General features: G+C 72.2%; 25 protein-coding genes. 9 read left to right on the top strand and 16 right to left on the bottom strand.

Annotation, left to right across the window (positions count from 1 at the left end; all coding sequences use genetic code 11):
- Positions 1–80: 80 nt before the first annotated feature.
- A complete protein-coding gene (locus G011_RS32065; protein ID WP_196808504.1) occupies positions 81–248 on the top strand; it encodes a hypothetical protein in 168 nt (55 codons plus the stop codon).
- Positions 249–423: 175 nt separating this feature from the next.
- Here G011_RS32065 and G011_RS0110615 read toward each other — a convergent pair whose 3' ends face one another.
- Positions 424–1,392, bottom strand: coding sequence for an HNH endonuclease (locus G011_RS0110615; protein WP_026338202.1), 969 nt, complete (start codon positions 1,390–1,392; stop codon positions 424–426).
- Between the two features lie 576 nt (positions 1,393–1,968).
- Positions 1,969–2,718, bottom strand: a complete 750-nt coding sequence (locus G011_RS0110620) for an SDR family NAD(P)-dependent oxidoreductase (RefSeq protein WP_019608451.1) — start codon at positions 2,716–2,718, stop codon at positions 1,969–1,971.
- Between the two features lie 84 nt (positions 2,719–2,802).
- Here G011_RS0110620 and G011_RS0110625 point away from each other — a divergent pair, with 84 nt between their 5' ends.
- Positions 2,803–3,420, top strand: coding sequence for a TetR/AcrR family transcriptional regulator (locus G011_RS0110625; protein WP_019608452.1), 618 nt, complete (start codon positions 2,803–2,805; stop codon positions 3,418–3,420).
- Positions 3,421–3,547: 127 nt separating this feature from the next.
- On the opposite strand, the gene G011_RS0110630 is transcribed toward G011_RS0110625, so the two are convergent.
- Both G011_RS0110630 and G011_RS0110635 read right to left on the bottom strand, forming a co-directional pair.
- Entirely contained in the window at positions 3,548–4,048 is a 501-nt protein-coding gene (locus G011_RS0110630) for a hypothetical protein (RefSeq protein WP_019608453.1), read from the bottom strand.
- A 14-nt stretch (positions 4,049–4,062) separates the two neighbouring features.
- On the bottom strand, positions 4,063–4,401 hold the full coding sequence (locus G011_RS0110635) for a hypothetical protein (RefSeq protein ID WP_026338204.1): 339 nt from the start codon (positions 4,399–4,401) through the stop codon (positions 4,063–4,065).
- Positions 4,402–4,743: 342 nt separating this feature from the next.
- Between G011_RS0110635 and G011_RS0110640 the strand changes: the two genes are divergently transcribed.
- Together G011_RS0110640 and G011_RS0110645 are read left to right on the top strand one after the other, a co-directional pair.
- Positions 4,744–5,952, top strand: coding sequence for a PLP-dependent cysteine synthase family protein (locus G011_RS0110640; protein WP_019608455.1), 1,209 nt, complete (start codon positions 4,744–4,746; stop codon positions 5,950–5,952).
- 259 nt (positions 5,953–6,211) lie between these two features.
- Complete coding sequence (locus tag G011_RS0110645; protein ID WP_019608456.1) at positions 6,212–8,182, top strand: hypothetical protein; 1,971 nt, start codon at positions 6,212–6,214, stop codon at positions 8,180–8,182.
- A 496-nt stretch (positions 8,183–8,678) separates the two neighbouring features.
- Here the strand turns inward: G011_RS0110645 and G011_RS0110650 are convergent, their stop codons facing one another.
- Both G011_RS0110650 and G011_RS0110655 read right to left on the bottom strand, forming a co-directional pair.
- Complete coding sequence (locus tag G011_RS0110650) at positions 8,679–9,056, bottom strand: nuclear transport factor 2 family protein (RefSeq protein WP_019608457.1); 378 nt, start codon at positions 9,054–9,056, stop codon at positions 8,679–8,681.
- 55 nt (positions 9,057–9,111) lie between these two features.
- A complete protein-coding gene (locus G011_RS0110655; protein WP_019608458.1) occupies positions 9,112–9,918 on the bottom strand; it encodes a DUF1684 domain-containing protein in 807 nt (268 codons plus the stop codon).
- Between the two features lie 195 nt (positions 9,919–10,113).
- Here G011_RS0110655 and G011_RS0110660 point away from each other — a divergent pair, with 195 nt between their 5' ends.
- Entirely contained in the window at positions 10,114–10,368 is a 255-nt protein-coding gene (locus G011_RS0110660; protein ID WP_019608459.1) for a glutaredoxin domain-containing protein, read from the top strand.
- A gap of 117 nt (positions 10,369–10,485) precedes the next feature.
- Here the strand turns inward: G011_RS0110660 and G011_RS0110665 are convergent, their stop codons facing one another.
- The gene (locus G011_RS0110665; RefSeq protein ID WP_019608460.1) at positions 10,486–11,769 is read right to left on the bottom strand and encodes an ArgE/DapE family deacylase; all 1,284 of its coding nucleotides are present in this window, start codon (positions 11,767–11,769) and stop codon (positions 10,486–10,488) included.
- Between the two features lie 44 nt (positions 11,770–11,813).
- On the bottom strand, positions 11,814–13,154 hold the full coding sequence (locus G011_RS0110670; RefSeq protein ID WP_019608461.1) for an MFS transporter: 1,341 nt from the start codon (positions 13,152–13,154) through the stop codon (positions 11,814–11,816).
- Positions 13,155–13,284: 130 nt separating this feature from the next.
- On the opposite strand from G011_RS0110670, the gene G011_RS32860 reads away from it, so the two are divergent.
- A complete protein-coding gene (locus G011_RS32860; RefSeq protein WP_019608462.1) occupies positions 13,285–14,478 on the top strand; it encodes a CdaR family transcriptional regulator in 1,194 nt (397 codons plus the stop codon).
- A gap of 166 nt (positions 14,479–14,644) precedes the next feature.
- Here G011_RS32860 and G011_RS32070 read toward each other — a convergent pair whose 3' ends face one another.
- Entirely contained in the window at positions 14,645–14,917 is a 273-nt protein-coding gene (locus tag G011_RS32070; protein ID WP_196808505.1) for a hypothetical protein, read from the bottom strand.
- Between the two features lie 338 nt (positions 14,918–15,255).
- Between G011_RS32070 and G011_RS0110690 the strand changes: the two genes are divergently transcribed.
- Positions 15,256–15,582, top strand: coding sequence for a co-chaperone YbbN (locus G011_RS0110690; protein ID WP_019608465.1), 327 nt, complete (start codon positions 15,256–15,258; stop codon positions 15,580–15,582).
- Positions 15,583–15,716: 134 nt separating this feature from the next.
- On the opposite strand, the gene G011_RS0110695 is transcribed toward G011_RS0110690, so the two are convergent.
- From G011_RS0110695 to G011_RS0110710, 4 genes are all read right to left on the bottom strand, one after another.
- The gene (locus G011_RS0110695; protein ID WP_019608466.1) at positions 15,717–16,799 is read right to left on the bottom strand and encodes an MBL fold metallo-hydrolase; all 1,083 of its coding nucleotides are present in this window, start codon (positions 16,797–16,799) and stop codon (positions 15,717–15,719) included.
- A gap of 77 nt (positions 16,800–16,876) precedes the next feature.
- Entirely contained in the window at positions 16,877–17,980 is a 1,104-nt protein-coding gene (locus tag G011_RS32865; RefSeq protein WP_019608467.1) for an NAD(P)-dependent alcohol dehydrogenase, read from the bottom strand.
- Between the two features lie 205 nt (positions 17,981–18,185).
- Positions 18,186–19,289 (bottom strand): Gfo/Idh/MocA family protein, encoded by a 1,104-nt coding sequence (locus G011_RS0110705; protein ID WP_019608468.1) that lies wholly within the window; start codon positions 19,287–19,289, stop codon positions 18,186–18,188.
- Positions 19,290–19,456: 167 nt separating this feature from the next.
- Positions 19,457–20,428 (bottom strand): aldo/keto reductase, encoded by a 972-nt coding sequence (locus G011_RS0110710; protein WP_019608469.1) that lies wholly within the window; start codon positions 20,426–20,428, stop codon positions 19,457–19,459.
- Positions 20,429–20,566: 138 nt separating this feature from the next.
- Between G011_RS0110710 and G011_RS29705 the strand changes: the two genes are divergently transcribed.
- Positions 20,567–21,178 (top strand): MarR family winged helix-turn-helix transcriptional regulator, encoded by a 612-nt coding sequence (locus G011_RS29705; RefSeq protein ID WP_019608470.1) that lies wholly within the window; start codon positions 20,567–20,569, stop codon positions 21,176–21,178.
- 78 nt (positions 21,179–21,256) lie between these two features.
- Here the strand turns inward: G011_RS29705 and G011_RS0110720 are convergent, their stop codons facing one another.
- Positions 21,257–21,670, bottom strand: a complete 414-nt coding sequence (locus G011_RS0110720) for a helix-turn-helix domain-containing protein (RefSeq protein ID WP_019608471.1) — start codon at positions 21,668–21,670, stop codon at positions 21,257–21,259.
- A 202-nt stretch (positions 21,671–21,872) separates the two neighbouring features.
- Here G011_RS0110720 and G011_RS0110725 point away from each other — a divergent pair, with 202 nt between their 5' ends.
- Entirely contained in the window at positions 21,873–24,644 is a 2,772-nt protein-coding gene (locus G011_RS0110725) for an AAA family ATPase (protein WP_019608472.1), read from the top strand.
- 181 nt (positions 24,645–24,825) lie between these two features.
- On the opposite strand, the gene G011_RS0110730 is transcribed toward G011_RS0110725, so the two are convergent.
- Together G011_RS0110730 and G011_RS0110735 are read right to left on the bottom strand one after the other, a co-directional pair.
- Entirely contained in the window at positions 24,826–25,743 is a 918-nt protein-coding gene (locus G011_RS0110730; RefSeq protein WP_019608473.1) for an NADP-dependent oxidoreductase, read from the bottom strand.
- 63 nt (positions 25,744–25,806) lie between these two features.
- Positions 25,807–26,040 (bottom strand): (4Fe-4S)-binding protein, encoded by a 234-nt coding sequence (locus tag G011_RS0110735; protein ID WP_019608474.1) that lies wholly within the window; start codon positions 26,038–26,040, stop codon positions 25,807–25,809.
- Positions 26,041–26,296 lie beyond the last annotated feature (256 nt).

A 26,296-nucleotide genomic window follows, 5' to 3' on the forward strand; every position in this document is an offset into this window, starting at 1 on the left:
CTTTCTGAAGAAACTCTTGGGACCTGGTCAGGAGTTGCACAGCCGGTGCATCCTGCCCAAGAGGCGGAATGGGAGCTTGCGTGTCCACGACCATCGCCCTGGTGTGCGGGGCCTCCTTCGGTACCTTCTGCATCACCCTTCTACTCGCCCGCGAAGCCAAGAAGAGCTGGCCTCTGGCCCTCCTCATCGCTGGAGGATCCCTTCTCGGGGCGCTCTCCGCGTTCGGTAGCCTCATCGCGGCTATCTGACGTACAGCATTGGGGCGGGTCTTCGGTCCCGTCCCAGCTCCGTGTCGGTATGGACCTGACATATTGGACTCCACCGGGAGCATCCCGGAGGGACGACCAGGGATGCAGGGCATCACTCTCCCGGCATTACACAGGGGCCAGGAAGGCCTGAGTGCGTCCCCGCTGTGATCAGGGATCACCCTGCCTTGAAGACTTCGCCCAGGTGCCACTCCAGGGCACCCGGGGACGGGCGGTCGGCCTTGTTCCGGGGGACGGTCACCGGTTTGCCCTCCAGGGCGGTGTACTCCCCGGCTTCGGGGAAGTCCTTGTGCAGGCGGGGGCTGAGCCGGACCTCCCAACTCGGTGACACCGACAGGTAGCCCTCGTCGAAGAGCCTGTGCACGTCAGCGCGCAGCAGCATGCCGTTGTCGAGCCGGTGCAGGCCGCCCGAGGCCACCGGGTGGATGTGCGCGGCGTCCAAGGCCGGCCGCGCATCGACCCCTGTGATCGCGCACCGGCCCTCGTAGGCGTCCAGCAACGCCAGTTTGAAGGCTTCCTGTCCCATGCGGCGACGGGTGGGGCGGGCCTCGCCGAACATCGGGCCGTGGTGTTCCCAGGTGGCCGCCACGGCGTGCTCGTCCTCGGCGAGGGCCGCCGCGGGTTTCCGGCCGAGTACACGCTTGACGATGGGAGTGAAGTAGTCGGCGTGCTCGGGGGCGGTGACGTCCTCGTAGCTCCTGCCCTGAACGAGGCTGTAGGCCCAGCCAGGGGGAGGACCGAAGGCCTCCTCCTCGGGAAAGAACACCGGGTCGCGCAGCATGACGCAGCCGATCAGCGGGTCCTCACCGGGGCCGATGCGGGGAATCCCGTTCTTCGCGCGGTACCCGTTGATCGCCTCGCGCAGCTCGGCGAGGTCCTTCCTTCCGTTGCCCTCCTCGAAGGCCGCCCAGGCCTCGGACAGCGGGGCGAGCACGAACCCGCTGAAGGCCGCGCCGCCCACGATCCGGTCGTGCGGTTTCTTGGTCTTGAACAGGAAGGGGTCTCCGGGCGAGAGCCTTCGGAAGCTCTTCCCGGAGGGGCGCCAGAAGTTGATCTCATCCAGGTGGGGGCGCTGAGCGAGGAAGTCGGCCCAGGCCTTGTCAGTGATGCCGACAAATGCCTTCATGTCCGACATTGTGAAGTATGTATTCACCAGTGTTCGTCTGTGACCCAAGAGCCCACAGGCGTCGGCGAAGCCGTGCTGACGAAGAACCTGGTGGGAAGGGTCGCGTTCACGTGTGTCCACATCCGGCCAAGACAGCAGATCTGAGAAATTCGCCGCGGCGAGGAGGGGCCGAGGCTGAGTTGACGGGCCGCTCCGGTCCCGCGTACGGCGTCTTCCCCACGGTCAAAAGACCGGACGGCCGGTGGCGGTGGCACGGCGACGGCGCCGACTTGGCCCTGGACAAGGCCTACATCTCCAGGGCCCACAGACAGATCCTGCACACCACACGCCCCCGGTGCACCATCCATCATTCCTGGGTGCGAGGTTCAAGAGTCCGACCCCTGAAACCTTCAAACGGCTGGCGGTAGACCACCCGACTTCGATCGGGAGGTCTACCGCCGATGTAACAGGATGGAGCGGTTGACGGACCTCTGTAAGCGGTACCGGGCTCTGGTCACGTGTGACGACAAGCTCGTCACGACTCGTGCAGGGGGAGCCGCAGGCCGGTGCGAGCCATCACCGCGCCACACAGCCCTGTCAGATCTGGTTCGCTCCGCCGTCGACGTACAGGTTGGTGCCCAGCAGGAAGCTGCTGTCCGAGGAGGCGAGGAAGGCCACGGCGGCGGCGACCTCCTCGGGGCGGCCCATCCGGCCGATCGGCACCTCGGCGACCAGGCCCTCCCGGAAGGCCGCGGCGTTCTGCTCGCCGGCGAGTTCGGTGATGCCGGAGGTGTCGATCGGCCCCGGTGAGATCGCGTTGACCCGGATCCCCCGGTCCTTCAGCTCGTTGGCCCAGGTCCGCGCGAAGGAGCGGATCGCGGCCTTGGAGGCCGCGTACGCGCCGAAGGCCGCTGTGCCGCGGTCGACGGTGGTGGAGGCGTTCAGGATCACCGAGGCGCCGTCGTTGAGCAGCGGCAGCGCCTTCTGCACGGTGCGGAGCGTGCCCTTGACGTTGACGTCGAAGATGCGGTCGTACTCCTCCTCGGCGGTCTGTTCCAGCGTCGCGAACGAGGCGGCGGCCGCGTTGGCGAACAGCACGTCCAGGCCCTGACCGCGCTCGCGCACCATGGCGTACAACCGGTCCAGGTCGGTCGGGTCGGTGATGTCGCCCGGCACCGCGGTGACCGCGGAGCCGATGACCTCGGCGGCTTCGTCCAGTTCGGTCTTGCGCCGCCCGGTGATGAACACGTGCGCGCCCTCGGCCGCCAGTCGCGCGGCCGTGGCCCGGCCGATTCCCCGCGTGCCTCCACCGGTGACGACGGCGGTCTTGTCCTTCAGTCTCTGCATGATCTGTCCTCCACAGAATTCTGTTCCGATCGGAACAGAATGAGGCTACATCACTTCCAGTCCGATCGGTACAGAAGTGGTAGGATGCCGGACGTGGAGGGCATCAAGAGAGCGCCGGTGGGCCGGCCGAGGGGATTCGACGCCGAAGAGGCCCTGGAACGGGCCATGGCGATGTTCTGGGAGCACGGCTACGCCGGCGTCAGTCTGACCGACCTGACCCGCGCCATGGGCATCACGAAGACGAGCATGTACGCGGCCTTCGGCAACAAGGAGGAGCTGTTCCGCAAGGCCCTGGAACGCTACGCCGAGGGACCGGCCTCCTACGGCACCCGGGCGCTGGAGGAGCCGACCGCCCGGGGGGTGGCCACGGCCTACCTCAACGGCTCGATCGAGGTGGCCACCCGGCCGGACTGCCCCGCCGGATGTCTGGGTGTCCAGGGCTTCCTGGCTGCCAGCCACCTCGGGCCGCCCGCCCGCGACACCCTGAGCGCCTGGCGCGTCGAGAACCTCTCACGCCTTCGCGAGCGGTTCCGTCGGGCCGTCGACGAAGGCGACCTGCCCCCGAACGCCGATCCGGAAGTGCTCGCCCGCTACCTCATGACCATGGCGAACGGCATCTCCGTCCAGGCCATCAGCGGCGCCGGCCGGGACGAACTCCAGCGGATGGCCGACGCCGCCCTGCGGACCTGGCCACCCCTCTGAGCCCTTGCTGGCCCCTTCTTCCCGACCGAGCCCATTGGCGGGGTGGTGGTGCCCCGCCGGACGGGGCGGCGGCGATCACGGAGGGTCTCCCGCGTCGCGGAGGGCCGGCCCTGACGGTTCGAACGGTTCAGGCGGACGCGGAACCGGTGGAGGACGGCAGGGTCCTGGGCATCGGCGGGATGGAGGAGCCGGGCCGGACGGGGCGTCCGGCCGGTCGGGGGGAACGGCCCTCGCGCACGCAGTCCAGGACCTCGCGGGCGGCCACGCGCCCCGCCTGCTCGAAACTCCAGTGGTTGGAGTCGCTCTCGTGCCAGACCGCGTCCCGCAGGACGACGCGCACGGTGTAGGGAGGCACACCCCGCCCCCGTGACCGCCAACCCTGACGGAACCCGTTCGCGAACGCTTCGGTGAACTCCGCGGGCAGCGGCTCCCCCGGTCGGTGGTACACGGCGGGCAGGTCGTCCACGAACTCCACACCCTCCACCGGCAGCACGTCCTCCGCGGGTGGCAGCGCGTCCAGCCACACGACGGCGAAGTGGCCGGGGCACGCGGTATGGACGATCTGGCGGACGAACACACCGGTGATCGGACGGGGCAGGACGGGCGGGCTCCGGTGACCGGCGGTCACGGGCACCTCTTCCCTCAGCTGTCGCAGCTCTGGCAGCGGCGTGTGGCGACCCGCTCGGTGTTGCCGTGCGTCGCCTGGGCGGGGGAGCCCTCGCTGAGGCGGCGCCACAGCTGCGGGTCGGGCTCGGGGATCCAGCCCCAGAGCGGTGCCTTGATCTCGGAGTCGGACTGGTGCAGGCAGCCCGGGCGGTGGGCCACGCCGCGCGGCGAGATGAGGATGGTCTTCCCGGGGAAGTGCGCGTCGCCCAGGGAGGGGTTGCCGCCCTGCCCGGAGGCGCTGCTCCTGTTCTCGCGCACGAGCGAGCACGCGCAGCCGCCACCGATGGGGAGTTCACAGAAGTCACAGCGTTCCATGGCCCCGATCATGCACGGGCCCGGTGACGAACGGGCTCCACGGCGCGTGCCGGGCCAGCTCCGTGCGACCGTTCCGCCAGTTCGGGTGGGGTGTGGCCGGAAACGGCCACACCCCACCCGGCGTCCGCCGGCGGTGGACGGACACGATCGCCGCTCTTCCGGACGGGAGGGCCCGGCCTGCGCTGCCGTGTGGCGGCCCTCCCGGATTGCTCGAAGTGGAGGAGCCGAAACCGCGCCCGAAGCCGGGGACCAAGACTGGGAAACAGGACGGAACCGGAAGCCTGAGCAGCGATTTCTCCTCCACGCCGGTCCCCGTGACCGGCGCGGGGGTAGCTCCGGCTCATGACCACGACACAGAGCCAGCAGGACACCGCCGCCGTCGCCACGCGCGTCGTCGACCACTACGACGGCCGCAAACGGGCCTGGGTGAAGGAGGCGGTCCGGCTGCTGCACGCCGACGCCACGCGCTCGGCGGACACGCACGTCTTCCAGTTTCCGCTCCCCGTCGAGTGGGGCATCGACCTCTACGTCAAGGACGAGTCCGTCCACCCCTCCGGCAGCCTGAAGCACCGCATGGCCCGCGCGCTGTTCCTGCACGCGTTGTGCACCGGGTGGATCGAACCCGGCACGCACGTGTTCGAGGCCTCCAGCGGTTCCACGGCGGTCTCAGAGGCCTACTTCGCTAAGCTCCTGGGGCTGAAGTTCACGGCCGTGGTGCCCGAGAGCACCAGCCGGGAGAAGGTGGAGCTCATCAGGTCCTACGGGGGAGAGGTCAGGAACCCCGGACCCGACGGCGACATCGAGAAGGAGGCCGCCCGCCTGGCCGCGGAGTCCCCCAAGGGCCACTTCATGGACCAGTTCACCTACGCCGAGCGCGCCTACGACTACCGCGACGACCACAACGTGGCGGCGACGACCTTCCGGCAGATCGCCGAGGAACGGCACCCCGACCCCAAGTGGATCGTGGTGGGAGCGGGCACCGGAGGTACGAGCGCGACCATCGGCCGCCACATCCGCTTCAGCCGCCGCGACACCCGGGTGTGCGTGGTCGACCCGCAGAACTCGGCGTTCTTCCCCAACTGGACGGTCAACGAGGGCCGCCCCAAGAGCCAGTGGCCCAAGGATCCCTCGGCCTGGATCAAGGGAAAGCCCTCCCACATCGAGGGGATCGGGCGTCCGACGGTGGAGCCCTCGTTCCTGCCCGCCGTCGTGGACCGGATGATCTCGGTGCCCGACGCCGCCTCGATCGCGGCCATGCGCCTGCTCCTCTCCCGGCTGCGCCACCGCGCGGGACCCTCGACCGGTACCAACCTGTGGGGTGCGCTGCGGATCGTCGCCGAGATGCTCTCCGACGGGGAGAAGGGCAGCGTCGTCATGCTCATGTGCGACCAGGGCGAGCGGTACATGCACAACTACTACGACGACACGTGGGTCGAGAAGGAGCTCAAGCTCGACTTGAAGCCGTACACCAGGGTGCTGGAGGACTTCCTCTCGACCGGCCGCTGGAAGGAGCCCGCGGCCCCCGGTGTTCCCGAGGCGAGGAAGGCCTGAGATCTCCAGTACCGGGGCGCGGTGGCGCCTGTGCGGCACCGGTGATTCGGGTGCGCGGACGCCGGGCTCGCGGATGGAGCCCGCCAGCACACCGGGTGCGCCGATGCGCGGGGACACGGGCCGCCTGTGCGGCCGCCCCGCGCGAGGGGACCGACACGCGCCCGTCGCGGTCAGCGTCGGCGGAGCCCGCGGACAGCAGACTGGTCACCTGAAGGCGCCCGCGGACGCGGTCCGCCGGGTCCGCCCTGGAGGAGGCTCGATGCGAGGGGACGGCGGCTACGAGGCGCGCTGGTGGCAGGCTCCTCGACCCGCGGGGCGGCGCGGCGGGGCCTTCGGCCGCTGGCTCCTGCGCGAGAGGGTGGAGGACATCGGCGGCCCCGGGGCCCGGCCGCACGCCGAACGCCAGCATCCCTGGTGGCAGGTCATGTGCCTGACCGGAGTGGACTACTTCTCCACGCTCAGCTACCTGCCCGCCATAGCCGTCCTCACCGCCGGTGCGCTCTCCCCGCTCGCCACGCTGCTGATCGTCGCCCTCACCCTGTTCGGGATGCTGCCGATCTACCGCCGGGTGGCTCGGCACAGCCCGCACGGGCACGGGTCGGTGGCGATGCTGGAGCATCTGCTCCCCGAGTGGCGCGGCAAGTTCCTGGTCCTGTGCCTGCTGGGTTTCGTGGCCACCTCGTGGATCGTCACCATCACCCTGTCCACCGCCGACGCCACGGCCCACCTGGCGGCCAACGCCCACACCCCGGCCGCCCTGGCCGACCATCCGGTGCTGGTTACCCTCCTGCTCCTCGCGCTCCTGGGCGCGGTGTTCCTCACGGGGTTCCGTGAGGCGGTCAGGATCGCCATCCCGCTGGTCGCGGTGTTCCTGCTGCTGAACGCGGTCGTGGTCGCGGCCGCCCTGGCGCACATCGCGCAGAACCCGTCCCTGCTCGCCGACTGGCGGGGCACGGTGGTGGGGGACGGGCTGCCGTCCGCGACAGTCACCGTGCTCGTCGCCTTCCCGCTCCTGGTCCTGGGGCTGTCGGGCTTCGAGACGGGGGTCAGCATGATGCCGCTCGTGCGGGCCTCCGGAGCCACCGAACAGGAGCGCACGGCGGCACGCGTCGCCGACACCCGAAGGCTGCTCACCACCGCCGCCGCCGTCATGAGCGTGTACCTGGTGGCCACGACCTTCGTCAGCGGGGTCCTGGTGCCCAGGGAGGACGTGCTGCCGGGTGGCCCGGCGGCCGACCGCGTGCTCGCCTACCTGGCCCACGAGCTGCTGGGTAGCGGATTCGGTGCCGTCTACGACCTCAGCACGGTGCTCATCCTGTGGTTCGCGGGGGCGTCCGCGATGGCGGGACTGATCAACATCGTGCCGCGCTACCTGCCCCGGTACGGAATGGCGCCCACGTGGGGCGCGGCCGTGCGGCCCGTGGTGCTGGTCTACACGGCCGTGGCCATGGCGGTCACCGTCGCCTTCGACGCCGACGTGACCGCCCAGTCGGGCGCCTACGCCACCGGCATCCTGGCCATGCTGGTCACGTCCGCAGTGGCGGTGACCGTCCTCGCGCATCGCGGCCGACGGCGGTGGGCGACCGCCGGGTTCGCGTTCCTGACCGTCGTGTTCGGCTACGCCCTCGCCGACAACGCCGTCTCCCGCCCGGACGGGCTGCTCATCGCCCTGGCCTTCGTGGTCGGGGTCCTGATCGTCTCCCTGGTCTCCCGGGCGCTGCGCAGTACGGAGCTGCGCACCAGCAGCGTCCACCTGGACGCCGCGGCGGTGCGCTTCGCCCACGAGGCCGTCCTGCGGAACGGTCTCCACCTGTTCGCCAACCGTCCCCGGAGCGGGGAGGAGGACGAGTACCGCGACACCGCGCGCAGGCAGTTGCGCCTGAACCCGATCCCGCTGACCACACCGCCGCTCTTCGTCGAGGTCCGGATCCACCACCCCTCGGAGTTCGAGGAGGTCCTGCACGTGACCGGCGTGGAGGTGGGAGGACACCGGGTGCTGCGGGTGCGCAGCCCCGCGGTCCCCAACGCGCTGGCCGCGGTGCTGCTGTGCCTGCGCGACGAGACCGGGGCGGTGCCCCACTGCTACTTCGCCTGGTCGGAGGGGAAGCCGATCCGCCAGGTGCTCCGTTTCCTCGTGTACGGGGAGGGGGAGACCGCTGCGTTCACCCGGGAGGTCCTGCGCGTGGTGGAGCCGGATACGCGGCGTCGCCCCGTGGTCCACGTCAGCTGAACGGCGGGGCCCTCCCGCGCGGCGTTGTGTGAGGATGGAACCAGGAAGGCAGGGGCCACGCGGGTGGGTGTTCCGAATTCCGCGCGTACGAAGGCGAACCGCTTCCCGGGGTGGCTGGAGTGAGTTCTCGAAGAGGCGGTTTTTGTTTTTGGTGGTTTTCGGGCGATTTCGGGGTTGGTGGTGCCTGTGTCTTTTTCTGAAGAAGTTGGAAAAATGGCTGCTTGCCGCTGGGAAGTTCGCAGGTCGTTGACGTGCTCCCCGCGCACGCGGGGATGGTCCCCACACCTGAGAGGAAGAGCCCGATGGCGAAGAGTACTCCCCGCACACGCGGGGATGGTCCCGGCGGCCTGTACGAGGCGCACCGCCCGATCCTGTGCTCCCCGCGCACGCGGGGATGGTCCTACCAGGTTGCCGTCCTCAGCGACGACGGCACCCCCCAACGCCGCGCCGCGAGCTGTGCGCCGCGACGTTGAGGGGCGTGTCCTGCCTGCCGCCGTCAGCCGTCCTGGCCGCCGACGGGGACGAAGTTGGCGTACTCCTCGATGCGCCTGATCCGACCGGCGTCGTCGAAGCCGAAGTAGACCGCGGCGTGGACCTCGCCGCGCGTGCCGCTGGTGGTGGCAACGTGGATCACGTGCTGCTGGAGGACCTCGCCCGGCTGGGAGAGCTGGCGCAGGACGTCGTAGCGCATCGACTCGATGGAGGCCATCAGCCCTTCCATCCCGGCGATGTTCTCCTCGATGGACTGCTCGCCCTTGCCGTCGTTGTGCCAGACGGTGGCCGTCTCGGCGCACAGGCCCCGGGCGCTCTTCCAGTCGCGGTTCTCCAGCGCGCGGAGGTATGTGACAGCCCTGTCCTTTAGGTCCTGGCTCATACGGGTCTTCCTTCGGTGTGAATGGGTTGACGGGTCCTGGCAGGGATGGGTCGTGTCAGTTCCGGCCGGTGGCGGCGTGAACCAGGGCGCGCTCGCCGGCCTCGACGCGCATCGGCAGGTGGTTGCCGGGCGGTGAGAGCGGACAGACGAACACGTCCGGATTCAGGTGGTGGTACGAGAGCGTCGCCTTGTTGAAGTCGACCGTCAGGGTGCTGCCGGGCTCCAGCAGCGGCAGCATCAGCCAGCGGCCGATCGTCGGCGTCGAATCGCCGTTGGTCTCGTCGGTGAAGATCATCAGCCGTTGATCGGGGAAGTCCTGGAGGACGGCCAGGACGTGTTCGGTGCCGCCGATGGTCACGACCAGGTCGACGGGGGCCAGGATGGCTTCGGTGCTGCGTGGACTGGTCAATCGGGGCACCTCGATCCGGCGTCCTTCGGGAGCTGCCCGGTACCGGCCCGTGAGGACCCAGGCGGGGTCGTAGGGAAAGGTGTCGATGCCGGTGAGTCCGGTGCGCTCGACGCGGCCCTGGTCCATGACGACCAGGCCGTAGGAGCCGTCCGCGCCGCTGGCGAAGCCGACGCGGTCGTCGGGGAACCGCAGGGAGCTGCCGGAGGGGACGGGGCTCGTCCCGTCGACCGGGCCGTCGGCCACCCGTACGCCGTCGGCGGCCTCGGCCGTCACGGTCAGGGCTCCCGCCGCGGTGGTGCGCCATCGGCCGGGGAGGCCGGGGATCGTGTGGGGACCCGGGCCGGTGATCCTGGCGGTGACGACGACCTTGGCCTTGCCGTCGGCTCCGGCGATCTCCTCCCACCGGCTCCGGCGCCAGGCTTCGTGTTCTGCGGGCATCTTCGGTGTGGTCATGGCTTCACCGTAGACCCGCCATGCCCCGGGCGCACAGATCCTTGCGTATTGCGCAATAAGGTGCCCTTGCCTGCTGCCCGCCGCGCAATACCACCCGTCGCGGTGCGGGCCCCGCGATCGGCCATACAGCACCCGGGCCCGGGCGGACGGGGCCATCGGGCACACTGGCGTGGTGACCACCCCAGGGGAGGACGAGTGAACGAGGCCGCGATCCGCGTCTACGGGGCCGACTGGTGCCGGGACTGCCGACGCACCAAGAAGCAGCTGACCGAGCTGGCGGTGCCCTTCGAGTACGTCGACGTCGAGCACGACCCGGCGGCCACGGAACTGGCCCGGGAGATCTCGGGGCGCACGAACATCCCTGTGGTCGTCTACCCGGACGGGTCCCACCACGTCGAACCGGACAACGCGCTGGTCGAGGCCAAGCTCCGCGAGCTGTCGCTGATCTGACGGCGGTGCCGCCCGCGCACGTGCGCGCATCGTGTGCGCCCCGGCCCGACCCCGACCCTGTCCGCACCTGGTGCGCGTTCCGGGTACCCGGGACGGCCTCCCCGAACGCGCTCGGCCTCAGGCGGCCTCCTCCAGCCCGCACCACTGCGCGATGAACAGGGCGATGGACTTGGTGATCCGCCGCACGGACTCGACGTCGACGCGCTCGTCGTACCCGTGGATGGCCTCCGAGACCGGCCCGTAGACCAGCGCGGGGATCCCCTGGTACAGGGCGTACACGCGGCCGTCGAGGTAGCCGGGGGTGGTGAAGGTCCGCAGCTCGTCCTTGAAGACGGTCCGGTGGGCCTGGCGCAGCACGTTCTCGGCCTCTGTGCCCTCGGGCAGCACGTAGCCCTCGGCGTAGAAGCCGGTCCGCTCGCCCACGGCCTCGATGGGGTTGCCCGCGTCGTCGGTGGTGGTGTCCCGCAGCACCTCCTGGATCTGCTCCCAGGCGTCGTCGGCGCTCACCCCCGGGTAGATCGCCGCCCGGACCTGGAGCTCGCACCAGGCGGGGACGCTCGACGGCCAGTCGCCGCCGCTGATGCCGCCGAGGTTGAAGTTGATGGGGTGGTCCAGGTCCTCGAAGTGGGGGTGGCTGCCCCTCTCGTCGTTCCAGCGCTGTTCGAGGACGCGCAGCCGCCCCATCACGTGGTGCGCCGCGTCGATCGCGTTGAACCCCGACGCCATCTCCCTGGGGTGCGTGGGGTGACCCGCGACCCGCACCGTGAACCAGATGACGCCGACGTTGGCGCGGACCAGCATGTCCTCCTCGGGCTCGGGGATCAGCACGGCGTCGGCGGTGTACCCGCGCTGGACCGTCGCCAGCGCGCCGTTGCCGGTGCACTCCTCCTCCGCCACGGACTGGAAGTGGATGCGCCCGGCGGGGGCGAACCCGGCCGCGCGCACGGCGTCGTAGGCGAACAGGTTGGCCGCCAGTCCCGCCTTCATGTCGCCGCTGCCCCGGCCGTGCAGCCAGCCGTCGATGACGGGGGCGTCCCACGGGGAGCGGGACCACTCCCCGACGGGGCCCTCGGGGACCACGTCGATGTGGCCGTTGAGGATCAGCGAGCGGCCCCCGCCCTGAGCCGGGGTGTAGGTGCCCACCACGTTCTCCACACCCTCGTAGGAGACCGTGATCTTCCCGGCGCCGGGGTGGGCGGAGATCTCCTCCGGGTCGAGTTCCCACCGGTCCACGGCCAGCCCCCGCCGCTCCATGGCCTCGTGCATCAGGTCCTGCGCCGAGGACTCCCGGGTGCGCAGGGAGGGGTGGCGCACGAGTTCCCGGGTGAAGTCCAGCTGGGCGTCGAAGGCGTCGTCGACCGCCGCTTCGATGCGCGCGACGACGTGGGGTGCGAGGTTCATGCGGTTCTCCTCCTGCGGGGCTGTGGTCGGTGCGGGCGGGCGGTTCACGCCGCGGCCCGGGCGTCGGCGGCGGCGCGGGTGTCCGCGGCCCTGATCCGCTCGCCGGCCAGGCCGCCGACCGCGGTGACGGCGCAGATGCCGATGAGGACCAGCACCGCGGGCCAGGACGCGCCGTCGTCCACGGCCAGGAGCGCGGTGGCGATGAGCGGGAGGAACCCGCTGAGGGTTCCGGCGAGGTTGTAGCCCAGGGACACCCCGCTGTAGCGCAGCCGGGGCGGGAAGAGGTCGGCCAGCAGGGTGCCGGTGACGGCGTAGGCCAGGGTGATGAGGCAGATGCCGATGGTCACCGCCGCGGTGATCGCCCACGGGTCGGCGGTGTCGATGAGCCGGAACAGGGGGAACGCGGCCGCGGCGGTGGCCAGGGCGCCGATCACCGTCATCCGGCCGGGTCCGAAGCGCTCGGCCGCGCGCCCGGCGACCAGGGTCGTGGCGATCTGGAAGACGGCGGCGACGAGTGTGGCGTTCACGACCGCCTGGCGGTCGACCTCCAGCACCGTGGAGGCGTAGGAGACCACGAAGGTCGTCATCACGTAGAAGCCGCCGACCCCCAGCAGCGCCGCGGCCACCGCCACGAGCAGGCGGCCCCCGGCCTCGCGGAACAGGGCCAGGGCGGGCACCTTGGCGCGGTCCTCCATCTGCACCAGCTCCTGGAAGACGGGGGACTCCTCCACCTTGAAGCGGATGTAGAGGGCGATGCCCAGCAGCGGGAACGCGGCCAGGAACGGCAGGCGCCACCCCCAGGCGTCGAAGTCGGCCGCGGGCAGCGTCAGCACCGCGGCGAAGGCGGCCGAGGAGATGAGCGTGCCCACCGGGGAGCCGATCTGGACCAGGGCGGCGTAGCGGGCGCGCTGGCGTTCGGGGGCGTGCTCGATGGCGATGGTGATGGCGCCGCCCCATTCGCCGCCCACGGCCAGCCCCTGCAGGAGCCGCAGGACCGCGAGCAGGATCGGCGCGGCGATCCCGATGGCCATGTAGTCGGGGATCACGCCGATGAGCCCGGTCGCGCAGCCGATCATGACGATCGTCATCAGCAGCGCGGGACGCCGCCCGTAGCGGTCCCCGATGGTGCCGAAGATCAGGGACCCGATGGGCCTGGCGGCGAAGCCCACGCCGAAGGTCGCCAGCGCCGCCATGAGGCCCGCGCCCGGGTCGAGTTCGGTGAAGAACAGGCGGTTGAAGACCAGCGCGGCGGCCGTGCCGAACAGGAAGTAGTCGTACCACTCCAGGGCTGTTCCGACGAAGGCCGCGAAGGCGATGCGCCTGGCGTCGGCCGCGTTGACCTTTGGCGCTCTCGCGCCGGCCGGGGCCGGGTCGGGCTGTGGCATGTGATCCTCCGGGAGATGTGCACCGGTCGGACGGGACGTCGGTGACCAGGTGTGATGCCGATCATCGTCTTGGAAAAAGCGCACTCCCACAAGCGCATAACCCAACGAGAACGCCGCCTAGAATGTGCACATGCACAAAACAGCGCCGTCGGACGTCATCCCCCGAGCCGCACAGGCGTGCCTGGAGGAGCTGGAGTCCATCGCCTGGACCTACGTGCGCAGGGTCCGCGAGCTGACCGGGTACGCCGAGACCGTCATCGACGACGCCGAGCTGTACGGCACGGCCCGGGCCACGCTCGAACTCCTCCTGGAACTCCTGCGGGGACGGGACCGCCACGGCGAGCTGCGCGCCCACTCGATCGAGGTCGGACGCTCCCGCGCCCGCCGCGGCATCCCCCTGGAGTCGCTGCTGCGGGCCGTGCGCATGGACTTCCGCTTCCTATGGGAGGCGATGCGCGCCCACGTCGCCGAGGCCGACTTCCGCGACTTCTCCGAGGAGGTCATCTCCATCTGGGAGGCGGTGGAGGTGCACACCACCCACGTGCAGACCGGCTACACCGACGAGATCGCCCGGATGCGCGCGGAACTGGAGTTGGAGCACGCCTTCCTCCTGCGGCACCTGCTCAGCGGCTCCGGCGGGGACACGCGGCTGAACGAGCAGGCGGCGCGGGCACTGGGCCTGCGCCCCGACGGCGTCCACCTCGTCCTGGTGGCCAACGGCAACCACGCCCGCGACTTCCGGGGCTGGGTCGGCCAGACGCTTCCCCGGGCCGTCCTGCTCCGCCTGGACGGGGTGGAGTTCGCCATCGTCCCCGCGGGGGACGCCGCCGGGGCCGCCCGGGGGACGCTGCTGGGCAAACCCGTCGGGATCTCCCCGAGCGCCCACGGCATCGGCGAGATCGCCCCGATGTGGCGGCTCGCCCGCGAGCTGGCGGAGTGGGCGCGGCCCGGCGCGGCGGCCACGGTCGAGGGCCACTGGACCCGGCTGGCGGGCGCGCGCCTGGGCCCGGCCGCCGGGGCCTTCGCCCGCGACGTGCGGGAGGCGCTCGGCGGGTTCACCGAACGCGAGGTCGATCTGCAGGTCGAGACGGTCGAGGCCTACTACCGGACCGGTTCGGTGACCGAGGTCGCGCAGGCGATGTTCTGCCACCGCAACACGGTGATCAACCGCCTGCGCCGCTTCGCCGAGGCCACCGGGCTCGACGTCACCAGACCGGTCGACGCGTCCGCGGCCCACATGGCCCTGACCACCCTTCGCCAGACCCTTTCCGCCCGCGAGCGGTCGGCCGGGGAGGGCGTGACATCCGGCCCGGTGAGAGGGTGAGCGATGGCGCTCACCGACGCGCTCACCGACGCGCGCACCTCGACCGCGCGGCCGCCCCACGGCGGCCGCTCCCGTGAACGGTCATCCGCGCGATGGCGGGGTCGTCCATGACGCTGACGCGGTCCTCGCCCCAGCCCGGATAGAACGTGATGCCGCCCATGGGCGATCACGCCTGGGTGAGCACTCCGTGGGCGGCGTCGGCCCGCTGGACGTCGGGCTGGGTGAAGTAGGGGTGCAGCTCGCTCTGGTTGAGGGCGGGCACGACGTCGGTCTGGTCGATCAGGCGCTCCAGGTGCTCGGGGGCGAAGTTGCTGACGCCGATCGCGGGTTCGGCCGCGAGGGGTCCTCCGTCGCGCTCGTCTCCGGGAACCGGGACAGGCTCGGTCGGCTCGCCACCGCCGACCACGCGGCGGAGACCCGACCCCGTACGGGCGGCCACCGGTACCACCGAGGGCCGGAACCGCCCACGGGCCTCGGGCGGCACCGCGCCCGGACCGGGGAGCGCGACCCGGTCTGCTGGGCGTGCTCCCCGGCCGCGGGAGCTGAGGCTTTCCGGAGCGCCGCGCGCCGGAGCGCGGGCTCAGTTGCCGGTCCCGCGCATCGGCGTATCCGAAATCCGCCTTGCGGCGTTCCGGATGTCCGCCCCCGGGGCTGGGCGTACCACCACGAACCCCCACAGGACGACGGTGTTCGCGCCATTCCACCACGGAGTCGACCGCGGGACGGGGACGATGGGTGGTGTCGTTCCCGCCTCTTGTCCACGAAGGAGCACAGCACATGAGCGGTACCGTCCTGGACGTCACCGACGCTGACTTCGAAGCGAAGGTCGTCCGAGCACAGGGACCCGTCCTGGCGGTCTTCCGGGCCGAGTGGAGCGCTGTGTGCAGGGCGCTGGACCCGGTCCTGGCCGAGGTCGCCAAGGAGTACGCGGACCGGGTGACCATCGCCCGGCTCGACATCGACCGGAGCCCCCAGACGCCTCCCGTGTACGACATCACGGCGATACCCACCCTGCACGTCTTCAAGGACGGAAACATCGTCGCCACCCGGATCGGGCCCTCCTCCAAGAACAACGTCGTCGAGCTGATCACCCCGCACCTGTGACCACCGGTCCGGCCCGGACCAGGGCCGGGACACGGATCCCGCACCCGTAAGGGCGCGGGACCCGGCGGCGCGCCGACCCGCCCGCCGGGTTCCCGCGTTCCTCGAACCCCGCACGCCTTCCGCGGGCGGCCGGGTCAGGTCTGGAAGGGCGGGGGGTTGGTCCCGCGCAGGCGGTAGTCGGGGCGGGGCCGTTCCAACCGGATCGACTCCAGCACGGTGTAGGCGTGGTACTTGGTCTGGGTGGTGGCGCCCGCCAGACGCTCCCACCACAGCTGCCCGTTGCTGGTCCGCTTCTCCAGGACGTGCCGGGTGGTGTGGTTCGCCATGGAGTTGATCCAGTTCTCCGTGCCGACGAAGACCCTGTCCTGGCCTGCGCCGGCCAGGATGCCGACCAGCGCGTCGGAGCCGCTGAACCGATCGACCGCCGCGGTGGCCCCTTCGAGCACGTCGGCGAAGTACTCCACGCACAGCTCCACCTGCTCACGGGTGCCGTAGTGCATGTGGTGCCCGCCGACGAAGAAGTCGAAGTCGTACTCCAGGATCTGGGAGTGCGCCTCGTACCAGCCGGAGATGTTCTGCGAGGCGTCGCAGTGCATGAACGTCACGGAGCCCGGGCTCAGGATGTCCACGGCGGTGAGCACCTTCTGCCGGGGGGCGTAGACGAAGATGTTCCCCGGGCAGTGGTTCTCGCCCTTGTAGGACAGGTGCAGCTCCACGCCGCCCACGTCCAGGACGTGGTCGTTCTCGAACGTGAGCGTCGGCACCGGGCGCTTGGGGTCGGGGAACCGCTCCAGGAGCTCCTTGGTGATGCGGTGGGCGACGATCTCGACGTCGGGGCCGTACACGGAGGCGGCGCCGATGTGGTCGGCGTGCCAGTGGCTGTAGACCACGTGGGTCACCGGCTGGTCGGTGACCTCCTCGATCGCCGCCAGCATGTTCTCGCCCAGTGTCGGCGGTGCGTCGATGGCGACCACGCCCTCGCCGGTCACCACGAACGCGGCGTCGTAACCGGCGCTGGTGACCCAGTAGAAGCCGTCGCGCAGTTCCTCCACGTGGTAGCCGTACTTCTGGAAGCGCTCACTGCGCAGGTACGGGGGGTAGTAGCCCTCGGGGTCGGAGGGGTCGTCCTCCCCGGCCCGGGGGAAGCCGTAGTGGTCGATCCCGTAGAAGTCCGGGGCGTCGTCGGCGGTGATGGTTCTCTGACTGCTGGAGCACATCGGTGGAACACCTTTCCTCGTTCTCGGCTCTCGTGGAACGTGCGGCCCTCGGCGAGGCGCACGTCCGTACGGCCGCGTTATTCCGGTGGCGTGAACCGCAGGACCGCCTTGGTGATCCGGCCCGAGACCGCGTCGTCGAACGCGGTGTTGATGTCGGTGAAGTCGTAGAAGGACAGCAGCCGGTCGATCGGGAACCGGCCCGCCCGGTAGAGTTCGGCGAGTTCGTTGACCAGCAGCGGTGAGACGGCGTCGCCCTGGATGATGCCTTGCAGGGACTGGCCCATCGTGAGGCGGCCCGCGTCGACCACCGCGCCCCCGCCCTCGTGGAAGGCCACGAAGCCGAACCTCCCCATGGGCGCCAACGCGCCGACACCCGCGTCGAGGTTCTCCGCTCGGCCGCTCGTGTCCAGGACGTACTCCATGCCGCGCTCCTCGACCGCGCGGAGCGCGGCCGCCAGGTCCCCGACCATCCGTGGGTCGATAGTGTGGGTCGCTCCCAGTTCGCGTGCCAGTCCGAGCCGGTCGACGTCGACGTCGACGGCCACGATGGTGGCCGCGCCCGCCACGCGCGCCGCCATGACCGCCGCCAGGCCCACTGCGCCCACGCCGAACACGGCGAGGGACGCGCCCACCGGAACGGCGAGGGCCTTGAGCACGGCTCCGGCGCCCGTCTGTAGACCGCAGCCCAGCGGGGCCATGACCTCCAGGGGCAGGTCGGCGGGCACCCTGATGGTGTTGCGCTGGTGGGTGAGGGCGTAGGTGGAGAAGGAGGACTGCCCGAAGAAGTGGCCGCGGGGTTCGCGGTCGTTCCCGGGGCCGCCGACGGCGTGCAGCCCGTTCGACCCGTCCAGGCGGGCACCCGCGAAGTTCGCCGCCCAGACGTCGTCGCAGTAGGCGGCGTGCCCGGAGACGCACGGCTTGCAGCGTCCGCACGAGTGGTAGGACAGCACGACGTGGTCGCCGGGCGCGACGGAGGTGACGGCGCTTCCCGTGCGCTCGACGACCCCCGCGCCCTCGTGCCCCAGCACCACCGGCAGTGGTGTCGCCATCCGCTGGGCCCGCACGTGGGCGTCGGTCGCGCATATCCCGGTCGCGACCATCCGGACCAGGACCTCGTCCGGCCGGGGTTCCTCGACCTCGACGTCGCGGAACTCGAACGGCCCGTCCCGCTTCTCGATCACGGCGGCCCGCGCGGGTGTGGTCGTACGGCGCGGCCCCCTCACAGGGCCCCGCCGACGCCGAAGCGACCGAGGACAGCATTCATCAACGACTCCCGTAATCGGTGTGGTCCGGGCCGAAGGGCCCCGAGCGGGACTGAACCTACGGCAGCCGTCCGGGTCCGCGAATCGGTCGCCGTATCTGTCACGGCCCGCGCTTTCGGACCGGTCACCGCCGCAGGTGCTGCCGGAGGCCGGTACGCGCGGCCCGTTCCACCTGGGCGACCAGTCGGCTGTTGTGGACGGCGTGCTCGAATCCCGGTGTGTCGTACGTCCCGTTCCCGATGTCGCGGGCCAGGGAGGCGTACACCTCTCCCACGTTGACGGGGGCGCCCGCCCAGACCTGCGCGGCGGCCGGTCCGGTGCCGGTGGCGACGGGGGCGTCGGGCGCCTCGAACTCCACGTTCGAGGTCAGCGCGAGGTCGCCGACCTGGACACCCGCGGGGTGGTCGCCGGTCAGCGCCAGCCAGCCGTCCGTTCCGCGGACCTCCAGGCCGAAGCGGGCGTCCGCCGCGGGTACGCCCGCCAGGACCTGCACTCCCACCGGTGCCCCCGAGGCGGTTTTGACGACGGCGTCGAGGTGGTCCGGTGTCTCCCGGGCCGATAGTTCGCCGGTGTCGGTCAGCCGTACCCGCGGCCACAGGAGTTCGGTGCGCGCGTCGATCTCGGTGACGCGTCCGAGGACCGCCTCGACCACGTCGAGCACGTGGCCCACCGCGACGGTCAGGAAACCGGCTCCCGCCGCCGCCTTGTCGAAGTAGGCGTAGGCGCTCACCGACTCCGGGCCGTTGCCGAACGTCGTCGCGGTGTCCCGTGCCGAGAGCGGTCGCCCCAGTCGGCCCTGCGCCACGATCTGCGCGGCGCGGCGCACCGAGGGGTTGTGCCGCCCCTGTAGGCCGATCGCCGTGTGCAGCCGACCCGCCGCCGCGGCCATCTCCTCGGTCTGGGCGACGGTCGCGCCCAGGGGGGACTCCGAGTACACGGCCTTGCCCGCCGCGAGTGCCGCCAGCACGAGTTCGCGGTGGGCCGGGACCTTGACGGCCACGGTGACGAGGTCGACGGAGGGGTCGCTGATCAGTGCGTAGGGGTCGGCGAACCAGCGTTCGGCGCCGAAGACCTCGGCCGCGCGGCGTGCGCTCTCCTCGCGCCGGGTCGCCACGGCGGCCAACCTGAACTCCGGCTGCGCCGCCAGGGCGGGGATGTGCGAGGCCCCCGCCCAGCTCGCCCTGGCGTCGGCTCCGATGACGCCGACACGGATCGGGTTGTTCGACATGATGTGCGGTTCCGTTCTTGACGCGCGGTCGGCGTACGGCTGGTCCGTAGGTCCGGTCCGCTGCGGGGTCGTGGAAGATGTGGGGCCGTCCCGGGAGGCGTCACGCCACCGCCGGGGAGCCGACCGGTTCGGTCGGCGGGCGGGGCGGTGCTCGCCCCGCCGCCTTCTCAGCGGTCGACGACGGCCATGTCGGCGGCGGCGTGGCGCTCGCCGGAGGCCGGTGCCAGTTCGTCCAGCCGGGTGATCTGTGCGCTGGTGAGCCGCAGGCCGTCGGCGGCGGTGTTCTCCTCAAGGCGGTCGGTGCGCCTGGTGCCCGGGATGGGAGCGATGCCCTCACCCCGCGCGAGCAGCCACGCCAGGGCGACCTGCGCCGGTGTGGCCCCGGCCTCCGCGGCGACCTCGCTCACCTCGTCGACGATGCGCAGGTTGCGCGTGAGATTGCCGCCGGTGAACCGGGGGTTGGTGCGCCGCCAGTCGGCGGCGTCCAGGCCGTCCAACGAGCGGATGCCGCCGGTGAGGAAACCGTGCCCGAGGGGCGAGTAGGGGACCAGGCCGATGCCCAGTTCACGCAGGGCGGGCAGCACGTCGGCCTCGACGTCGCGGGTCCACAGCGAGTACTCCGTCTGGACGGCGGCCAGGGGGTGGACCGCGTGGGCCCGGCGGATCGTCGCCGGGGCCGCCTCCGAGAGGCCGATGTGGCGTACCTTGCCCGCGGCCACCAGTTCGCCCAGCGCGCCCACCGTGTCCTCGATGGGGGTGCCGGGGTCGACGCGGTGCTGGTAGTACAGGTCGATGCGGTCGGTCCCGAGGCGCCGCAGGGAGCCCTCCACCGCCGCGCGGATGTTGGCGGGGGTGCTGTCGGGGCCCGGTCGGCCGGTGTGGGAGACGAGGCCGAACTTGGTGGCGATGACGACCCGGTCGCGGCGCCCGCTGATCGCGCGGCCCAGCAGCTCCTCGTTGACGTAGGGCCCGTAGACCTCGGCGGTGTCCAGGTGGGTGGCGCCGAGGTCCACGGCACGCTGGATGGTGCGGACCGAGGCGGCGTCGTCACGGCCCGCTCCGGTGTAGAACGCGGACATTCCCATGACGCCGAGGCCGATGCGCGGGACCTGGAGTCCGCCGAGCGATGTGGTCCGCATGCCGTGGTCCTTCCTGGAGGGGGTCGCCGGTCCGCGGCGGCGCACCTGTGCCGGTGCGCCCCGGGCCGTTCGAACTTGACGCATCAAGTTCTACGCGACTCAACTTGATGCGTCAACAACGGTGGTTAGGATGGGGCCATGGCGACAAACACGGCGGGTGGGCACGGGCCGGACCGGGACGCGTCCCAGGGGGCGGCGGCCGAGGGGACGGAGGCCGGGGAGGGCCTCCACGCTGAAGGGCCCGCGCCTTCGGCCGCGCGAACGCGGTGGCTGGAGCCCGACGAGCTGGCGGCGTGGCTGGCCAACTCCGCGCTCATGATCAGCCTGCCGGCCGCCCTGGACGCGCGGATGCAGCGCGAGGCCCGGATGACCTTCTTCGAGTACATGGTGCTCTCGGTGCTCTCCGAGCAGCCGGAGCACACCCTGCGCATGAGTGAGCTGGCCGCGCGCACGTCGGCGTCGCTGTCGCGGTTGTCGCACGTGGCGGGGCGTCTGGAGAAGCGCGGACTGCTCACACGGGTCCGGGTCCCGGGGGCCGGTCGGCGCACCGACGCGGTACTGACCGGGGCCGGTTACGAGGCGGTGGCGGCGGCGGCGCCGGGGCACGTCGCGGCGGTCCGCGAGTACCTGATCGACGGCCTCGGGCCGCAGGAGCTCACGGCGCTGCGCCGTATCGGCACCGCGGTCGAGGCCGCCATCAAACGGGGGCGGTCCGGGAGCGGATCAGCGGCACCGGTTCCCGAGGAGTGAGCGACGTCCCGGGCGGACGGCCCCGTACCGCCGTACGGGTGACTCCGCCACCCGGTCCCGGACGGCCGGGGCGCGGGTTCACCGGTCGTCGTCGGTCGCGGTCCGCCGCTCCGGGTCGTTCTCGACGCTCCACTCGACGAGCGGGTGCAGGACGCGCATCAGCCCGACACCGCGTTCGGTGGGCCGGTACAGGATCTGCACCGGGGTGGTCGGCACGACCGTCCGGTCGATCAGCCCGTGGGACCGCAGTTCCCGCAGGCGCTGGGACAGCAGCTGGTTCGAGATGCCGGGAACGTGCGCGCGGTACTCGACGAACCTGCGGGCGCCCCGCACGGACGCCAACAGCACCGAGGCGGTCCACTTCCCGCCGACGAGCTCGACCGAGCGCTGGAAGCTGCGGCACGCCTCGTCGTCGATGCGCTCGAAGTCGTCGTCCGCACCACTACGGGCGGAGGAAGCCGCGGACGTGTCGGTCGGTCGGGATCTGGCCATGCGCGCAGGGTACCGGAGGGGGTCATTTCCCCTGACCGGGTCAGGGTCGTTTTGTCGCTGAAGGGAGTTGTTGGGCAGCCTTGGGCCATGGACACACATTTCCTCCGCCGGGAGTCGCCGTGAACCGGGGACGCTCGCCGGGACGCGGACCGCACCCGCCCACCGGTGCCGCTCACGGGCCCCTCACCGCCGAGCGGGCGCCGTGAACCCGCCGTATCCGGACACGCACACCGCCGGAGCCGTGCTCCCCCCGGCGGTGGCGGAGCCGATCGGCCGCCAGGAGGAGACCGCGGCCCTCGACGGGCTCCTCTCGGGGGCCCGCGAGGGCAGGGGCGGTGCCCTCGCGCTGTGGGGCGAACCGGGCATCGGCAAGTCCACTCTGCTGCGCTACGCCCACGACCGGGCCGCGGACTTCGTCCGGCTCGGCCACCGGGCCGCCCGGTCGGAGTCGGACCTGCCCTTCGCCGGGCTTCACGGGCTGCTGCGACCGGTGGCCGCGCGGATGGAGTCGCCGCCGGACGGGGGAGCGGTGTTGCGCACCGCGCTCGAAGCGGGTGAGGTCCCGGCGAACCCGCTCCCGGTGGGGGCGGCCGTGCTGTCGCTGCTCTGCGCGATCGCCGAGGAGCGGCCCGTCCTCGTCTCCCTGGACGACGCGCAGTGGCTCGACGGAGCCAGCGCGCGGTGCCTGGGCATCCTCGCCCGGCGTGCGGCGGCGCATCCCGTGGTGGTGCTGGTGGCCGACCACGGCGACCCGGCCGCCCGGCCGTGGGAGGGCGTCCCCGACGTGCGGGTCGAGGGCCTCACCGAAGGGAGCGCGCGGCGCCTGCACGCGACCGCGGCCCCGCGCGCCGACGAGGCCCTGGTGCGGGCGGCGGTCGAGGAGGCGGGGGGCAACCCCCTGGCGCTGCTGGAGGCGGTCGGGGCCGACTGGCGCCCCGACGAGGCCGAGCCCCTCCCCGGACGGCTGCGGCCGCCCGTCGGACCGCGGCTGCGCCGTGCCTTCCGCGCCGCGATCGAGGCGCTGAGCCCCCCGGTGCGGCTGCTCACCGTACTCGCGGCGGCCGAGGACCACGGTGACCTGCTCGTGGTGCGGCGGGCCGGCCGCGCCCTCGGCGTCGACGACACCGCCTGGGACGAGGCGGAGGACGCTGGTCTGCTGCGTGTGAGGGGCGACCGGGTGGGGTTTCGCCACCCCGTCGTGCGCAGAGCCGTCTACGACTGCTGCGGTGCCGCGGAGAGGCGGCGGGCGCACCGGGCCCTGGCCGCCGCGCTGCCCGACGAGGCGGAGGAGCGCGCCTGGCACCTCGCCTCCGCGGCACACGACCACGACGAGGACGTCGCCGGACTGCTCGAACGGACCGCGGCCCGCTCCCGGCTACGCGGTGCCATGGCGGCGGAGGCGCGGGCGCTGCGGCGGGCCGCCGAACTCTCGTCGGCGCCGATCGACGCCTCCCGACGGCTGGCCGGAGCGGCGCGGGCCGCCTGGGACGCCGGGTGGGCGACCACCGCGGAGCGCCTGCTCGACGACGCGGAGCGGTTGGCCCCGGGCACCCACGTCGCCCGCTGCAGCCACGGCCTGCGCGGCGTCATCGAGTCCTCCCGCGGCGCCCCCGAACTGGCCCACCACTACCTGACCACCGACATGGAGCTGGTCGCGGACCCGGGCACGGCGCTGGAGCTGGGCACCACGGCCATGCGCGCCGGCTGGGCGGCCGGACGCGGCGACCTGGCGGCCGGGGCGCTGGAATCGTTGCTGGAACTCGACGTCGAGGAGCGGGACGGGCTTCCCGTCCTCCTGGCCTGGTGGAGCGACGACCCGGCCACCGACGCCGCGCCGACCGACGCGACCGGTTTCGCCGACGCCCTCGCCCGGGCTCGCAGGACGCCGCTGCGGTTGCTTCCGCCCGCTCCCCTCGCGGTGGTCTGGGGCATCGACACGGCGGTGGGGGACGCGTTGCGCCGCCGGGCGCCGCACCTGCGGCGGCGCTACGAACCGGCCCGACTCGCCGACGTCCTGGCCCATACCGCGACGCTGGACGGCTTCGTCGGCCGCTGGGCGGAGTCGGAGTCCGCGGCCGAGGAGGGGCTGCGGCTGGCGGAGGACGTGGGCGCCGACCAGATCGCCGCCCACTGCCGCAACTGCCTGGGCTGGCTCGCCGCCGTGCGCGGTGACGAGCACCGGGCGGCCGAGGCCGCCGAACGCGTGCTGCGCACCGCGCTCCCGCGGGGAAGCCGTGCGGTGAGCGCGGCGTCCTACTGGATCAGCGGCATGAACAGCCTGTTCCAGGAGCGTCCCGGGGAAGCTCTGGACACCCTGCTGCGCCTGGCCGACCCCGCACACGGTGCGGCGCATCCGACCTTCGCGCTGCTGGCCGCGCTCGACACCGCCGAGGCCGCCGTGCACGTGGGAAGGCTCGACGTCGCCGAGGAGCGGATGCGGCGGCTGCACGCCTGGGCGCGGCGCACCGGAGCGCCGTGGGCGCGCTCCGCCGCGCACGCCGCCGAGGCGCTGTTGGACGGCCCCCGCGCCGAGGACGCCTTCCGGGCCGCGCTCGACGTGCCCGGCACACGGTCGCAACCCCTTCTACGCGCCCGCACCCAGCTGTTCTACGGCGAGTGGTTGCGGCGGGGCCGTCGGCGGACCGACGCGCGTGTCCACCTCGGGAGCGCCCTGGAGGCGTTCGACCGCCTGGGGGCCGAGCCGCTCAGCCGACGGGCGCGGCGCGAACGGGACCTCACCGGCCCCCCGGGCCGCCGGGGGAGCCCCGGCGCCGGAGAGGGCGTCCGGCTCACCGCCCAGGAGGACAGGATCGCCCGGCTCGCCGCTCAGCGGATGACGAACCGCGAGATCGCCGCGAAGCTGCGGATCAGTCACCGCACCGTGGGCCACCACCTCGGCAACGTGTTCGCCAAGCTGGGCATCACCGCGCGGTCCGAGCTGGGGCGCGCCTACGGAGGCCCGGGGCCGGGTTGAGCCGTGCCGGTGCGCGGGACCGCTGACGTCCGGGGCCGGGGCCGCGCCGGCCCGCGGTGGGCGGGTCCTCTCCTGGATCCGTCCACCGCAGGACCTCACCGCGGGGGCCTGCGCGCTGCCGTCTCCGTCGGACCGCGGGCGGTGTCCTCGGCCGCCCCGGCCGCCGGAGGCCGCGGGCCCGTCACGGGAGCAGCACGAGCTTGCCGCTCACGTGCCCGGCCCGGCTCTCCTCCAGGGCGGTGGCCGCCTCGTCGAGCGGGTGCGTCCCGGCGATCGGCACCCGCAGCCGACCCGCCTCGATCAGGGCCAGGATGTCGCGGAGGGCCTCGCGTCCGTCCACGGCCGGCTGGGTCACATGGGTGCGGATACCCGTCCCCGCGGGGTCCTGGACCACGACGGACAGGACGCGCGACGGGCCGCCCGCGAGTTCGACCGAATCCGGGATCTCGCCTCGGCCGGAGGCGTCGAGGACGGCGTCCACGCCTCCGGGGGAGAGGGCCCGTACGCGCTCGACCAGTCCGGCGCCGTAGGCGACCGGCTCCGCGCCGAACGAACGGAGCCGCTCGTGGTTGCGCTCGCTCGCGGTACCGATGACGCGGGCCCCGCGGGCCACCGCCATCTGCACGGCGAACGTGCCCACGCCACCGGCGGCGGCGTGGACGAGCAGGGTCTCGCCCTCGGTGACCCGGAGCTCGTTCAGCACCTCCCAGGCGGTGATGCCCGAACCGGCCAGCGTCCCGGCGACCTCCCAGGGCACCGAGGCCGGTTTGGCGACGAGTACCGCGGGGTCGGCCAGCGCCGACTGGGCGAAGGAGGCCGTGGCGGCGGCCCCCAGCACCTCGTCACCGACCCTCAGGTCGGCCACTCCCGTACCGACCTGGTCGACCACCCCGGCCACGTCGAAGCCGAGACCGAGAGGAAGGCGGGAGGGCGCCACCCGGCCCAGGTGGCCGTGCAGGATCTTCCAGTCGACCGGAGCGACACCGGCCGCCCGTACCGCGAGCCGTACCTGTCCGGGGCCCGCGGTGGGCGGAGGGACGTCGACCACGCGTAGGGACTCGATGCTGCCGTATTCGTGGAACTGCGCTGCGAGTGGCATCTGCTGGGCTCCAAGCTCGTGAAGGGGTGCTCGCGCGGTGGGCGTGCGGGGTCGGCCGGGGGCCTACCTTCCGCCGTCCGCGAGCCGGTACCGCAGCGCGCCGGAGGGGCAGCGCCGGATCACCTCGGCCAGGCGGTCGGCGGCGGCGCCGTCCGGCTGGATCCACGGGCGCCGCCGGGTGTCGAACACCTCGGGCAGGCCGTTGACGCACACGGCGGCGTGCTGACAGCGCTCCGCCTCGAAGGTGACCGTGATCGACTCACCCTCGTACGCCTTCTTGCCGTGTCCGCCGCTCACTGCGGTCCCCTTCGCCCAGGCTTCACAGCCGCTCAATCTAGATGATGTATCAACTAGGTTGGGTATGCTATCCGCTCCAAGGGCATATGTCGAGAACGCGCGAACCCGCGACGGGCGGGCCCCTGCGCGGCTCCGCGCACCCTTCCCCGTCGCCGTGTCGACCACAGAACCCCGGGCCCGCGCTACCGTCGTCGACGCGACGGGGCGGAACCGCCGTCCGGGGCCGCCGGCCACCCGCGCGAACCGGAGCCGAAGG

The sequence above is a fragment of the Nocardiopsis sp. CNS-639 genome (assembly GCF_000381685.1).
In the GTDB taxonomy this organism is placed as follows: Bacteria; Actinomycetota; Actinomycetes; order Streptosporangiales; family Streptosporangiaceae; genus Nocardiopsis; species Nocardiopsis dassonvillei.

What these genes read in the sequence shown, in the direction of transcription:
- G011_RS0110615 (WP_026338202.1), bottom strand. Translation starts at nt 1,392, where the DNA reads ATGAAGGCATTTGTCGGCATCACTGACAAGGCCTGGGCCGACTTCCTC.
- G011_RS0110620 (WP_019608451.1), bottom strand. Translation starts at nt 2,718, where the DNA reads ATGCAGAGACTGAAGGACAAGACCGCCGTCGTCACCGGTGGAGGCACG.
- G011_RS0110625 (WP_019608452.1), top strand. Translation starts at nt 2,803, where the DNA reads ATGCCGGACGTGGAGGGCATCAAGAGAGCGCCGGTGGGCCGGCCGAGG.
- G011_RS0110635 (WP_026338204.1), bottom strand. Translation starts at nt 4,401, where the DNA reads ATGGAACGCTGTGACTTCTGTGAACTCCCCATCGGTGGCGGCTGCGCG.
- G011_RS0110640 (WP_019608455.1), top strand. Translation starts at nt 4,744, where the DNA reads ATGACCACGACACAGAGCCAGCAGGACACCGCCGCCGTCGCCACGCGC.
- G011_RS0110645 (WP_019608456.1), top strand. Translation starts at nt 6,212, where the DNA reads ATGCGAGGGGACGGCGGCTACGAGGCGCGCTGGTGGCAGGCTCCTCGA.
- G011_RS0110650 (WP_019608457.1), bottom strand. Translation starts at nt 9,056, where the DNA reads ATGAGCCAGGACCTAAAGGACAGGGCTGTCACATACCTCCGCGCGCTG.
- G011_RS0110655 (WP_019608458.1), bottom strand. Translation starts at nt 9,918, where the DNA reads ATGACCACACCGAAGATGCCCGCAGAACACGAAGCCTGGCGCCGGAGC.
- G011_RS0110665 (WP_019608460.1), bottom strand. Translation starts at nt 11,769, where the DNA reads ATGAACCTCGCACCCCACGTCGTCGCGCGCATCGAAGCGGCGGTCGAC.
- G011_RS0110670 (WP_019608461.1), bottom strand. Translation starts at nt 13,154, where the DNA reads ATGCCACAGCCCGACCCGGCCCCGGCCGGCGCGAGAGCGCCAAAGGTC.
- G011_RS32860 (WP_019608462.1), top strand. Translation starts at nt 13,285, where the DNA reads ATGCACAAAACAGCGCCGTCGGACGTCATCCCCCGAGCCGCACAGGCG.
- G011_RS0110690 (WP_019608465.1), top strand. Translation starts at nt 15,256, where the DNA reads ATGAGCGGTACCGTCCTGGACGTCACCGACGCTGACTTCGAAGCGAAG.
- G011_RS0110695 (WP_019608466.1), bottom strand. Translation starts at nt 16,799, where the DNA reads ATGTGCTCCAGCAGTCAGAGAACCATCACCGCCGACGACGCCCCGGAC.
- G011_RS0110705 (WP_019608468.1), bottom strand. Translation starts at nt 19,289, where the DNA reads ATGTCGAACAACCCGATCCGTGTCGGCGTCATCGGAGCCGACGCCAGG.
- G011_RS0110710 (WP_019608469.1), bottom strand. Translation starts at nt 20,428, where the DNA reads ATGCGGACCACATCGCTCGGCGGACTCCAGGTCCCGCGCATCGGCCTC.
- G011_RS29705 (WP_019608470.1), top strand. Translation starts at nt 20,567, where the DNA reads ATGGCGACAAACACGGCGGGTGGGCACGGGCCGGACCGGGACGCGTCC.
- G011_RS0110720 (WP_019608471.1), bottom strand. Translation starts at nt 21,670, where the DNA reads ATGGCCAGATCCCGACCGACCGACACGTCCGCGGCTTCCTCCGCCCGT.
- G011_RS0110730 (WP_019608473.1), bottom strand. Translation starts at nt 25,743, where the DNA reads ATGCCACTCGCAGCGCAGTTCCACGAATACGGCAGCATCGAGTCCCTA.